This is a genomic window from Vibrio sp. JPW-9-11-11 (assembly GCF_013369335.1).
Taxonomy (GTDB): domain Bacteria; phylum Pseudomonadota; class Gammaproteobacteria; order Enterobacterales; family Vibrionaceae; genus Vibrio.
Genome location: NZ_SZQJ01000004.1, coordinates 1 through 12,883, shown reverse-complemented (window position 1 = coordinate 12,883; position 12,883 = coordinate 1). Strand labels below are relative to the sequence as shown.

Below are 12,883 nucleotides of genomic sequence, written 5' to 3'. Positions count from 1 at the left end.
CAGTAATGCCACCAACTAATGGAGAGTAACGATGGCCGGCGCAAAAGAGATACGTAATAAAATCGGTAGTGTGAAAAGCACTCAGAAGATTACGAAAGCGATGGAAATGGTAGCAGCTTCAAAAATGCGTCGATCTCAAGATGCAATGGAAGCTTCCCGTCCATACGCTGAAACAATACGTAAAGTGATCGGTCACGTAGCAAACGCGAGTCTAGAGTATCGTCATCCATACCTAGAGGAGCGTGAAGCTAAACGTGTTGGTTACATCATCGTTTCGACAGACCGTGGCCTATGTGGCGGCTTGAACATTAACGTGTTCAAAAAAGCTGTCACTGATATGCAAAGCTGGAAACAGAAAGGCGCTGAGGTTGAACTGGCATTAATCGGTTCAAAAGCAACGGCTTTCTTTAACAACAGCGGTGCAAAAGTGGCGGCGCAGGTATCTGGCTTAGGGGATAACCCAAGTCTTGAAGACCTGATCGGTTCTGTCAGCGTTATGCTGAAGAAATACGATGAAGGTGAATTGGATCGCTTATATGTAGTGTTTAACAAGTTTGTTAACACTATGGTCCAAGAACCAACGATCGATCAATTACTACCTTTGCCTAAATCGAACAGTGAAGAGATGCAGCGTGAGCACTCATGGGATTACATCTACGAACCCGAGCCAAAACCTCTATTGGATACGCTATTAGTGCGTTACATAGAGTCTCAGGTTTATCAGGGTGTGGTCGAAAACCTTGCGTGTGAGCAAGCGGCTCGAATGATTGCTATGAAAGCGGCAACAGACAATGCAAGCAACTTGATTGACGATTTAGAACTTGTGTACAACAAAGCCCGTCAGGCGGCGATTACACAAGAACTATCTGAAATCGTTTCAGGTGCGGCAGCGGTTTAAGCTTAGGTTAAACGAAATAGTTTAGAGGATTAACGATGGCTACAGGTAAGATCGTACAGATCATCGGTGCAGTAGTCGACGTAGAGTTCCCACAAAGCGAAGTACCAAGTGTATATGACGCTTTGAACGTAACTGAATCAAAAGAGCGTCTAGTTCTTGAGGTTCAACAACAGCTAGGCGGTGGCGTAGTTCGTTGTATCGTAATGGGTAGCTCTGATGGTTTACGTCGTGGAGTGGAAGTTGTAAATACCGGCGCTCCAATTTCAGTACCAGTAGGTACTAAGACCCTAGGTCGTATCATGAACGTTCTAGGTGACGCAATTGACGAGTGTGGTGAGATCGGCGCGGAAGAGACTTACTCTATCCACCGTGAAGCACCAAGCTACGAAGAGCAATCAAACGAGATCGCTCTACTAGAGACTGGCGTTAAAGTAATCGACCTAGTTTGTCCATTCGCTAAGGGTGGTAAAATCGGTCTATTCGGTGGTGCAGGTGTAGGTAAGACCGTTAACATGATGGAACTTATCAACAACATCGCACTTCAGCACTCTGGTCTATCAGTGTTTGCTGGTGTAGGTGAGCGTACTCGTGAAGGTAACGATTTCTACTTTGAGATGCAGGAAGCGGGCGTTGTAAACGTTGAGAAGCCTGAAGAATCAAAAGTAGCGATGGTTTACGGTCAGATGAACGAGCCACCAGGCAACCGTCTACGTGTTGCACTGACTGGTCTGACAATGGCAGAGAAATTCCGTGACGAAGGTCGTGACGTTCTACTGTTCGTTGATAACATCTACCGTTACACACTTGCAGGTACCGAGGTATCAGCACTGCTAGGTCGTATGCCTTCAGCGGTAGGTTACCAGCCAACTCTTGCAGAAGAGATGGGTGTACTTCAGGAGCGTATCACGTCAACGAAATCAGGTTCTATCACGTCTGTACAGGCAGTATACGTACCAGCGGATGACTTGACTGACCCGTCTCCAGCAACCACGTTCGCGCACTTGGATGCAACGGTTGTACTTAACCGTAACATCGCTGCTATGGGTCTATACCCAGCGATTGACCCACTAGATTCAACGTCTCGTATGCTTGATCCTCTAGTCGTTGGTCAGGAGCACTACGATATCGCTCGTGGCGTTCAGCAGACACTTCAGCGCTACAAAGAGCTGAAAGACATCATCGCGATTCTAGGTATGGACGAGCTATCTGAAGAAGATAAGCAAGTCGTATCTCGTGCACGTAAGATTGAACGTTTCTTAACTCAGCCTTACCACGTAGCAGAAGTATTTACTGGCGACCCTGGTGTTTACGTACCTCTAAAAGAGACTCTACGTGGCTTCAAAGGTCTACTAGCTGGTGATTACGATGACGTTCCAGAGCAAGCCTTCATGTACTGTGGTGCAATTGAAGATGCAATCGAGAACGCGAAGAAGCTATAAGGCTAACTAGGAGGCGATATGGCAGCAATAACCTTTCACCTAGACGTAGTAAGCGCAGAGAAGAAAATTTTCTCTGGTCGTGTTGAAACGTTTCAGGTGACCGGTAGCGAAGGTGAACTTGGTATTTTCCATGGTCACACACCGCTGCTAACCGCTATCACGCCTGGTATGGTGCGACTTGTGAAGCAACACGGCCACGAGGAATTTATTTACGTTTCTGGTGGTATGGTAGAAGTTCAACCGGGTACAGCGACTGTACTGGCTGATACGGCTATTCGTGGTGATGAACTGGACGCAGCTAAGGCAGAAGAAGCGAAACGTCGTGCTCAAGAAGCAATTCAAAATCAGCACGGCGATATGGACTTCGCTCAAGCGGCTAGTGAACTGGCTAAAGCCATTGCTCAGCTACGAGTTATCGAGCTGACAAAACAGCGTCGTTAATAACTGCGTTGTGACAAGTAATAAAGGCGGTCGATAGACCGCCTTTTTGCTTATTTTTTAACGAAAATTTGCCGCCATCAATTAACTAATTCCCAATTAGTGTCTAGAATACCCCTCAGTTTTAAATATATCTCAATAGGTTAATTATGAAGTTCAGCGCGGTGATCCTCGCAGCGGGTAAAGGCACTCGCATGTATTCGAACAAACCAAAGGTTTTGCATACACTTGCCGGCAAACCCATGGTTCAGCATGTGATTGATAGCTGTAAGAGTTTGGGCGCGCAAAACATTCATTTAGTCTATGGCCACGGCGGCGACCAGATGCAAGCTGAGCTCAGTAATGAGTCAGTCAACTGGGTACTGCAGGCTGATCAGCTTGGTACTGGCCACGCGGTAGATCAAGCGTCGCCTCAGTTTGAGGACGATGAAAAGATTTTAGTGCTCTACGGCGATGTACCGTTAATCTCGGAAGAGACTATCGAAGGCTTGCTTGATGCGCAGCCCAATGGTGGTATCGCGTTGCTGACTGTGGTGCTTGATAACCCAATGGGATACGGCCGTATCGTGCGTCGTAATGGTCCGGTTGTGGCGATCGTAGAACAAAAAGATGCCACTGATGAACAGAAGTTGATTAAAGAGATCAATACTGGGGTGATGGTCGCGACGGGTGGCGATCTTAAGCGTTGGTTATCTGGGCTAAATAATAATAACGCTCAGGGAGAATACTACCTGACAGACGTCATTGCCGCCGCTCACGATGAAGGCCGCGCAGTTGAAGCGGTTCATCCGGTTAATCCTATTGAAGTTGAAGGGGTGAATGATCGTGCTCAACTCGCACGTTTAGAGCGTGCTTTCCAATCAATGCAAGCTCAAAAACTGTTAGAGCAAGGGGTGATGCTACGCGATCCTGCTCGCTTTGATCTACGTGGTGAACTCCAATGTGGAATGGATTGTGAAATCGATACCAATGTGATTATCGAAGGTCATGTCACTTTGGGTGATAACGTGGTAATTGGCGCAGGTTGTGTACTGAAAGATTGTGAAATCGACGACAATACGATTGTTCGTCCTTACAGCGTGATTGAAGGTGCGACGGTTGGTGAAGAGTGTACCGTAGGTCCATTTACTCGCTTACGTCCTGGGGCTGAGATGCGCAATGATTCACATGTCGGTAACTTCGTCGAAGTGAAAAATGCCCGTATTGGAGAAGGCTCCAAAGCGAACCATTTAACCTATCTTGGTGATGCTGAGATTGGTCAACGTACCAATATCGGTGCGGGAACCATTACGTGTAATTACGATGGCGCCAATAAGTTTAAAACCATTATTGGTGATGATGTGTTTGTTGGGTCCGACAGCCAGTTGGTTGCACCTGTGACCATCGCTGATGGTGCCACTATTGGAGCTGGGACCACGTTGACCAAAGATGTCGCACAAGGTGAGTTAGTGATTACTCGCGCGAAAGAGAAGAAAGTTTCTGGGTGGCAGCGCCCCGTAAAACAGAAGTAAGCGCTAATCACTTTTTACAACAAAGCCGCTGAATATCAGCGGCTTTGTTGTCTCTGATGTTAGAACAAGGAGCTCCTTTTAGTGGCTTGGAATCGCGATACGTTTTTCTAGCCAACGAACGCCTTGAGAGACTACAAGAATCAACACTAAGTACTCTAATACAAGGAAGGTATATATTTCTAACGGTAGGTACTCATTCACAACAAGCTCATTCGCGCGTCGAGTCAGGTCACTTAAACCAATGACGCTGACCAGCGAACTCATCTTGAGGATGTAGACGAATTGATTGCCCAAAGGCGGCAGTATTTGTCTAAACGCTTGAGGGAGGATCACCAAACGCATCTTCTGCCAATAATTGAACCCTAGAGATTCGGCAGCTTCGTGTTGGCCGCGTGTGATAGCTTGAATTCCCCCTCTGAACACCTCTGCCATAAATGCGCTCTCTGCTAAGGTTAACGCGATCACGCCCGCCCAGAAGTGGTTCAGCGAGATATCTAATAAGGTTGGCATCCCGTAGTAAACCCAGAGTAACAATACCAGCACTGGAATCGAGCGAACTGATTCGACATAGACTCGGTTGAACATTCGTCCCCAAGCATGGGTTGATAGGGCAGGTAAGGCCACGAGTAATCCCAGCAGCATGGCAAATAACATGCTAAGCAGGGACACTTGAATCGTGTCACTAAAACCAGCGAGTAGAAACTCGACATTGGTCCGTCCTTGCTCGGTGGTTGGGTCTAATACGTACCAGCCCCATTGATAATCACTGCACCCGGTTATTGATAATACGGACACCAGTAATAGGTAACGAAATATCACATTAATCCTTGTATTGACTAAAAAACGCCCTCTGTTGCTGCTATGTTATCAATGAAGTGGCATAAACATAACAACTTTAGGGAAGATAAAATGGTCAAGTTCATCTTAGCGCTTGGATTATGCTTGTTGTCAGTCGGGCAAGTGGCGGCAGAAACCAGTCGGTTACATCAGATTTTAGATAAAGGGGTATTACGAGTTGGGACAACCGGGGATTGGAACCCGATGACGATGAAAGACCCTGCCAGCAACAGTTATAAAGGTTTTGATATCGACGTGACTAAAGAGTTGGCGAAAGACCTTGGGGTGGAAGTCGAGTATGTGGCCACGGATTGGAAAACGCTCGTTAACGGGGTTACCGCAGATAAGTACGATATCACTGGCAGCGCTTCATTGAACATGTCTCGCGCTAAAGTAGCCGGTTACAGTCAGCCCTATTTTTACTTAGCCTTCGTTCCCGTGGTGCAGAAAAAGGATTTAGCAAAGTTCTCCGATTGGAGTGACTTTGATAATAGTAATATTAAGGTGGCCGCAACCTTAGGTACCGTGCAAGAGAAGATGGTCAAAGAATTCTTCCCATCCGCTCAACATATCGTGATTGAAGCACCGGCTCGTGATTTCCAAGAGTTGTTGGCTCGCCGAGCTGATGTCTCCGTGACCTCTAACGTAGAAGCCGCAACGCTGGTGGAAAAATTTAAGCAACTGGCGATTGTGCCTGTCAAAGAGCCGCGTAAGCCAACGCCAATCGCTATGCTATTACCGCAAGATGACCAAGTTTGGATTAACTACATTAATCACTGGGTTGAACTGAAGAAAACACAAGGTTTCTTTAAAAAGACTGCAGAAAAATGGGGTTTAAAGAGTTTGTAATTACTTACTCTTAAATCAACTGGTTCTATCGATTGAAGCGAACAAAGTGATAAAAAACGCCAGCCGACAAGGCTGGCGTTTTACTTCTATTTAGCTTGTGCTACGGACGCTCAAACACAGTAGCAATGCCTTGACCAAGACCAATACACATGGTCGCCAGTCCGTATTTGGCCTCTTTGGCTTCCATTAAGTTAATCAAGGTGGTCGAGATTCTTGAACCAGAACAACCCAGTGGGTGACCAAGTGCAATGGCGCCACCGTTAAGGTTGACCTTCTCATCCATCACTTCAAGCAGACCTAAATCCTTAGCACAGGGTAAGGATTGCGCGGCAAAGGCTTCGTTGAGCTCTACGACATCCATATCTTCAATCGAAAGCCCTGCTCGTTTGAGTGCTTTCTGAGTCGCTGGAACCGGACCGTATCCCATAATCGAAGGATCACAGCCAGCGATAGCCATCCCCTTGATGCGAGCGCGAATCGTTAAGCCTAACTCGTTAGCTTTCTTTTCACTCATGATCAACATGGCAGATGCACCATCAGATAGTGCTGATGACGTACCGGCAGTAACGGTGCCGTTGGCTGGATCAAACACTGGACGAAGTTGAGATAACCCCTCTACCGTTGTTTCAGGTCGAATCACTTCGTCGTGATCGAGTGTAAACAGAGTCCCGTCCGCAGCATGACCTTCCGTCGGTAAGATTTCGTTTTTAAAGCGCCCTTCTACGGTCGCAGCGTGTGCGCGAGCGTGTGAGCGTGCGGCGAACTCATCTTGCTGTTCGCGGCTAATGCCGTGGATTTTCCCCAGCATTTCTGCAGTCAGTCCCATCATACCCGCTGCTTTGGCCACGTTTTTGGACATACCAGGGTGGAAGTCGACACCGTGATTCATTGGCACGTGGCCCATATGCTCCACACCACCAATTAAACAGATCTCAGCGTCGCCTGTCATAATCGCGCGAGTACCGTCGTGTAATGCTTGCATCGATGAGCCACACAAACGGTTAACTGTGACAGCACCAATTTCTATCGGCAGTCCGGCCAGTAGCGCGGCATTACGTGCAACGTTAAAGCCTTGCTCTAGCGTTTGCTGCACACAGCCCCAGTAAATGTCTTCAATTTCACTTGGATTCACTTGTGGGTTACGAGCCAAAATGCCCTGCATTAGGTGCGCGGATAAGTCTTCTGCGCGAGTATGACGAAAAGCCCCACCTTTAGAGCGACCCATAGGGGTACGTAGACAATCGACTACGACAACATTTCTATTATTAGCCATTTTAGAATCTCTCCTTAGATTGAACCTTGCTGTTGAGTGCCGTAGAAGGTGTCACCCTTAGCTGCCATATCAATAAGTAACTGTGGAGCTTGATACATCGCACCTAGATCCTGGTACTTGTTGGTCATCGCCACAAACTCAGCGATACCAATACTGTCTAGGTAACGGAATACGCCACCACGGAATGGAGGGAAACCAAGACCATAAACCAGCGCCATATCGGCTTCTTGCGGTGTTGCAATGATCTTCTCTTCAAGACAAAGTACCACTTCGTTCACCATCGGAATCATCATGCGTTCAATGATGGTTTGGTCATCGAAGGCTTGTTTGTTTGCGCACACTTCAGCCAGCAGCGGAATAATGTCGTCCGAGAAGGTTTTCTTTGGCTTACCGCGCTTGTCGACACTGTAGCTGTAGAAGCCGCTACCGTTTTTCTGACCGTATTTATTCGCATCGAACAGGGCGTCAATCGCATCACGCTCTTGTTTACCCATACGCTCTGGGAAACCTTGTGCCATCACATCTTGAGCGTGGTGAGCAGTATCAATTCCTACCACGTCAAGGAGGTAAGCAGGACCCATTGGCCAGCCAAATTGTCGTTCCATTACTTTGTCGATGTGCGTGAAGTCTGCACCATCTCGCAGCAGCTTGCTAAAACCACCAAAGTAGGGGAACAGTACTCGGTTGACAAAGAATCCAGGGCAGTCATTGACGACGATAGGCGATTTACCCATTTTCGCCGCATAAGCGACTACACGGTTGATCGTTTCGTCAGAGGTGTGCTCGCCACGGATGATTTCCACCAACGGCATACGATGTACGGGATTGAAAAAGTGCATACCACAGAAGTTCTCTGGGCGCTTGAGTGATTTGGCGAGCAGATTAATTGGAATCGTTGAGGTGTTTGAAGTGATCACTGTCTCTTCACTCACGTGTGACTCTACCTCGCTCAGAACCGCAGCTTTAACTTTCGGGTTTTCTACCACCGCTTCCACGATAACATCAGAGTTTTCAATACCAGCGTAATGAAGACTTGGAGTGATGGACGCCAAAATGCCCGCCATCTTAAAACCGTCGATACGACCGCGAGATAGACGTTTGTTTAACAGCTTAGACGCTTCAGTCATACCAAGATCAAGTGATGGTTGAGCGATATCTTTCATCAACACAGGCACCCCTTTAAGCGCCGATTGATATGCTATACCGCCACCCATGATGCCCGCGCCTAGCACAGCTGCGCGCTGAGTATCTTTATTCGCTGATTTAGCGGCTTTCTTGGCAATGCCTTTAATGTACTGGTCATTTAGGAACAGGCCGACTAGAGACTTGGCTTCATCAGATTTGGCTAACTTTACAAAGTACTTGCGCTCTATATCTAACGCTTCATCGCGAGCGAAACGCGCGCCTTCCTCAATCGTGATGACGGCAGTCATCGGTGCAGGGTAATGTGGTCCCGCTTTTTGCGCCACCAGGCCTTTTGCCATGGTAAAGCTCATCATCGACTCGAGTTTACTCAGTGATAACGGTGCGGTCTTTTGCTGGCGGCGTGCTTTCCAATCAAGTTGTTCATTCACGGCTTGTTGCAGTGTTGTCAATGCAGACTGGTACAGAGTATCGCTTTCTACTACGGCGTCGAGCAAACCTATCTTTAACGCTTCGTCAGCGCGGCAGGCTTTGCCTTGAGTAATAATTTCCATCGCGCTGTCGGCACCAAGGACACGAGGTAGGCGAACACAACCACCAAATCCAGGCATGATGCCCAGCTTGGTTTCTGGAAGGCCTATGCTGGTGGTTTTATCGCCGACGCGTATGTCAGTAGCAAGTACACACTCACATCCGCCACCAAGAGTATGTCCTTTTAGCGCGGAGACGGTGGGTACAGGGAGATCCTCTAGCTTATTAAAGATGCTGTTGGCGAAACGCAACCACTGGTCGAGCTCTTGTTCTGGCTTGGCGAATAGGCCAAGAAACTCAGTAATATCAGCGCCAACAATAAATGCGTCTTTATCGGAAGTGAGTAGAAGTCCTTTCAGTGAACGGTGTGCTTTGAGTGCATCAAGCGCTTTATCGAGAGACTCTAACGTCGCAAGGTCGAGCTTGTTCACAGAAGCCGGAGCACAAAAGCTAAGTTCTGCGATACCGTCTTGTAATTCCTTTACCTGTAGGGTTTCGGCTTGGTAAATCATTGTCTATCTCCATGACATACAATCTTGGATTGTGTGTATAGCGCAGTGCTGAACAGTGAGTGCACTGCGTTATAAAGGAAAGTGGTTATATTTATATTCTGGTTAGACCAGTTATTTTAGTTTGGACTTGCTGTAGGTTAAATTCAATACATTTTTTAAACAAGTGTTTAACATTGTGCGCTTGTGCAGATCTTACGCGACGAGTAAATCGTACTCATGTTACACTGCCGGCATCACTCGCAATGTCACCCCATTATGAACGTTCAGCCGTATCCTATCCCTGCTCATCCCATTCAATTTGAAGAAGAAATCAAGAAAAGTGTTTTCATCACTTATCTTGCTCATACACCGGGCGTGAAATCGGCAAAAGCTTTTGTGGATCAGATAAAAGCACGCCATGCAGACGCGCGGCATAATTGCTGGGGGTTTGTTGCAGGTCGTCCTCAAGACTCGATGCAGTGGGGATTTAGTGACGACGGTGAGCCTTCTGGGACCGCGGGGAAGCCGATTCTCGCCCAACTCTCCGGTAGCGGGGTTGGGGAGATCACCGCTGTCGTGACCCGATATTCCGGAGGAATCAAACTTGGTACTGGTGGCTTGGTTAAAGCGTATGGAGGTGGAGTGCAACAAGCGCTCAAGTCGCTTCAAACTATTGAGAAAAAAATAACCACTCAATTGCTTCTAGAGTTAGACTATGGGTTTATGCCAATCTTACATGCTCTGTTAACGCAGTTTTCGGCCGATCAAGTTAGTGCAGACTATAGTGATCAGGTCAAGTTAGTGGTAGAGATTGAATTGCGTCATGTGAGCGATTTTACCCAGACTATAGTGAATAAAAGCGGTGCTAAGGTAGCGGTTACCGTATTGGACAAACAATAAGATAATCAGGAAGTCGGAAGCAACGCTTCATAATTCAATCTATTCATGCAATTTCGATCAATTATTCGTATCGTAGGGCTATTACTCGCCCTTTTTAGTGTCTCTATGCTAGCCCCTGCGTTGGTCGCTTTGATCTATCGAGACGGTGCTGGTGTTCCCTTTGTGACGACATTTTTCGTGTTGCTGTTTTGTGGCGCCGTATGTTGGTTTCCCAATCGCCACCATCGACATGAACTCAAAGCGCGCGATGGTTTTCTGATTGTTGTTCTATTCTGGACGGTTATCGGTAGTGCTGGCTCTCTGCCTTTTTTGATTGCGGATAACCCAAATGTATCGGTAACCGATGCGTTTTTTGAGTCATTTTCGGCACTTACCACGACTGGAGCAACAGTGATTGTCGGCCTTGATGAGTTGCCTAAAGCGATACTGTTCTATCGCCAGTTCTTACAGTGGTTTGGTGGTATGGGGATCATTGTACTCGCAGTCGCTATTCTTCCTGTATTGGGGATTGGTGGTATGCAGCTATATCGTGCTGAGATCCCAGGTCCCGTCAAAGATTCAAAGATGACCCCGCGTATCGCTGAAACGGCGAAAGCCTTGTGGTATATCTATCTAAGTTTAACCATCGCTTGTGCCGTTGCATTTTGGCTTGCGGGTATGACGCCTTTTGATGCAATAGGTCATAGCTTCTCGACCATTGCCATTGGGGGATTTTCGACCCACGATGCCAGCATGGGCTATTTTGATAGTTACGCCATCAACCTCATTACTGTGGTTTTTTTGCTCATTTCAGCCTGTAACTACTCGTTGCACTTCGCTGCGTTCGCATCCGGTGGTGTACATCCCAAGTACTATTGGCGAGATCCTGAGTTTCGTGCTTTCTTCTTTATTCAGGCGCTACTGTTTATCGTATGTTTTCTTATTCTTCTTAACCATCACTCTTATCAGTCGGTTTATGATGCGTTCGACCAAGCGTTGTTTCAAACCGTCTCCATCTCTACTACCGCAGGATTTACTACAACTGGTTTTTCCGAGTGGCCGTTGTTTTTGCCTGTTTTGCTGCTGTTTTCTTCTTTCATAGGCGGTTGCGCGGGTTCGACTGGTGGCGGAATGAAGGTTATACGCATCCTACTACTCACCTTACAAGGCGTGCGTGAAATGAAGCGTCTAGTTCACCCGCGTGCGGTTTACACCATTAAAGTCGGAGGCAGTGCGCTGTCACAGCGAGTGGTTGACGCCGTTTGGGGGTTCTTCTCGGCGTATGCCTTAGTCTTTGTGGTGTGTATGCTGGGTTTAATCGCGACCGGGATGGATGAGTTAAGTGCTTTTTCAGCCGTTGCGGCCACTTTAAATAACTTGGGGCCTGGTCTGGGTGAAGTCGCGCTGCATTTTGGTGATATCAACGACAAAGCAAAATGGGTTCTGATCGTTTCCATGCTTTTTGGTCGATTAGAAATCTTCACTCTACTGATTTTACTGACGCCGACGTTTTGGCGTAGCTAAGGAGACGATGTGGCTAAAGCGCTATTCCTATATTCAACACGCGAAGGGCAAACAAAGAAAATTTTCCATCACATAGAAGCAGAGTTACAAGATTTTGAGTGCGAGTTTGTTGATCTACATACCGTCGACGTCATCGACTTAAACCAATATGACCGAGTATTGGTTGGCGCTTCCATTCGCTACGGTCATCTTAACAAAAAGCTCTATCGGTTTATTGATCGTCACTTGTCTGGGCTACAAACCAGTAAAGCCGCTTTCTTTTGCGTTAATTTGACGGCTAGAAAAGAAGAGCAAGGGAAAGATACTCCTGAGGGAAGTGCTTACATTAAAACTTTTCTTAAAAAGTCACCTTGGCAGCCAGGCCTGATCGGTGTGTTTGCCGGAGCGCTCTATTATCCACGATACCATTGGTTCGATAAAACTATGATTAAGTTCATAATGAGCATGACGGGGGGCGAGACAGATACCACGAAAGAAGTTGAGTACACGAACTGGGAAAAAGTCACTCTATTTACCGAAAAGTTTAAAAATCTATAAAGAAAGAAGCTCTTTATAGGTCCTTTAGGACGAATTTTAATCGAACAGTAAAAAACTGCGGAAAATATGAAAAAAGAGGTTGCCAAGCAAGCTGCGATCTCTATAATGCCCCCTCGCTGACACGGCAACGCTTCAACAGGAACGTTAAGCCAATTAGCAAGGTCAATTAGCCAAGTGGAAACGCTTGGGAAAAGTTTGAAAAAAGTGGTTGACACTAAACTTCATATCGCTAAAATGACCGTCCACTTGAGCAATGCTCAACTGGAAAGCTCTTTAACAATATAAACCTATCAATCTGTGTGGGCACTCGTTGATGATAATCCAATTAGAAGCTTAGGCTTCAAATTAGGTTTCAATGAAACGAAGTGACCATTGAATCGAAAGATTCAGCACAGTCAATTCAAACATTACTTTATGTAATGTTCAGTATTCATTGAGCCGACAAAATCTTAAATTGAAGAGTTTGATCATGGCTCAGATTGAACGCTGGCGGCAGGCCTAACACATGCAAGTCGAGCGGAAACGAGATGTCT

General features: G+C 46.9%; 11 protein-coding genes and 1 rRNA gene. 9 read left to right on the top strand and 3 right to left on the bottom strand.

All coding sequences use genetic code 11. From position 1 onward, the window contains the following. Positions 1-31 precede the first annotated feature (31 nt). From atpG to glmU, 4 genes are all read left to right on the top strand, one after another. Positions 32-898, top strand: coding sequence for a F0F1 ATP synthase subunit gamma (gene atpG / locus FCU94_RS02635; RefSeq protein WP_176287010.1), 867 nt, complete (start codon positions 32-34; stop codon positions 896-898). A 35-nt stretch (positions 899-933) separates the two neighbouring features. After that, on the top strand, positions 934-2,337 hold the full coding sequence (gene atpD / locus FCU94_RS02630; protein WP_176287009.1) for a F0F1 ATP synthase subunit beta: 1,404 nt from the start codon (positions 934-936) through the stop codon (positions 2,335-2,337). 18 nt (positions 2,338-2,355) lie between these two features. Further along, on the top strand, positions 2,356-2,778 hold the full coding sequence (locus tag FCU94_RS02625; RefSeq protein WP_176287008.1) for a F0F1 ATP synthase subunit epsilon: 423 nt from the start codon (positions 2,356-2,358) through the stop codon (positions 2,776-2,778). A gap of 146 nt (positions 2,779-2,924) precedes the next feature. Further along, positions 2,925-4,286 carry a bifunctional UDP-N-acetylglucosamine diphosphorylase/glucosamine-1-phosphate N-acetyltransferase GlmU gene (glmU, locus tag FCU94_RS02620; RefSeq protein WP_176287007.1) on the top strand — a complete coding sequence of 454 codons (1,362 nt, stop codon included), beginning with the start codon at positions 2,925-2,927 and terminating at the stop codon, positions 4,284-4,286. A gap of 78 nt (positions 4,287-4,364) precedes the next feature. Here glmU and FCU94_RS02615 read toward each other — a convergent pair whose 3' ends face one another. Further along, entirely contained in the window at positions 4,365-5,105 is a 741-nt protein-coding gene (locus FCU94_RS02615; RefSeq protein WP_176287006.1) for an amino acid ABC transporter permease, read from the bottom strand. A gap of 90 nt (positions 5,106-5,195) precedes the next feature. Between FCU94_RS02615 and FCU94_RS02610 the strand changes: the two genes are divergently transcribed. Then, positions 5,196-5,972, top strand: coding sequence for a transporter substrate-binding domain-containing protein (locus FCU94_RS02610; protein WP_176287005.1), 777 nt, complete (start codon positions 5,196-5,198; stop codon positions 5,970-5,972). A gap of 100 nt (positions 5,973-6,072) precedes the next feature. Here FCU94_RS02610 and fadA read toward each other — a convergent pair whose 3' ends face one another. Together fadA and fadB are read right to left on the bottom strand one after the other, a co-directional pair. Then, positions 6,073-7,245, bottom strand: a complete 1,173-nt coding sequence (fadA, locus tag FCU94_RS02605; RefSeq protein WP_176287004.1) for an acetyl-CoA C-acyltransferase FadA — start codon at positions 7,243-7,245, stop codon at positions 6,073-6,075. Between the two features lie 14 nt (positions 7,246-7,259). Continuing rightward, a complete protein-coding gene (gene fadB, locus FCU94_RS02600; RefSeq protein ID WP_176287003.1) occupies positions 7,260-9,431 on the bottom strand; it encodes a fatty acid oxidation complex subunit alpha FadB in 2,172 nt (723 codons plus the stop codon). A 255-nt stretch (positions 9,432-9,686) separates the two neighbouring features. Between fadB and FCU94_RS02595 the strand changes: the two genes are divergently transcribed. From FCU94_RS02595 to FCU94_RS02580, 4 genes are all read left to right on the top strand, one after another. Continuing rightward, the gene (locus FCU94_RS02595; RefSeq protein ID WP_176287002.1) at positions 9,687-10,310 is read left to right on the top strand and encodes a YigZ family protein; all 624 of its coding nucleotides are present in this window, start codon (positions 9,687-9,689) and stop codon (positions 10,308-10,310) included. A gap of 45 nt (positions 10,311-10,355) precedes the next feature. Further along, positions 10,356-11,813, top strand: coding sequence for a TrkH family potassium uptake protein (locus FCU94_RS02590; protein ID WP_176287001.1), 1,458 nt, complete (start codon positions 10,356-10,358; stop codon positions 11,811-11,813). Between the two features lie 9 nt (positions 11,814-11,822). Then, entirely contained in the window at positions 11,823-12,350 is a 528-nt protein-coding gene (gene hemG / locus FCU94_RS02585) for a menaquinone-dependent protoporphyrinogen IX dehydrogenase (protein WP_176287000.1), read from the top strand. Positions 12,351-12,801: 451 nt separating this feature from the next. Next, positions 12,802-12,883 (top strand): 16S ribosomal RNA (locus FCU94_RS02580); the annotation flags it as partial.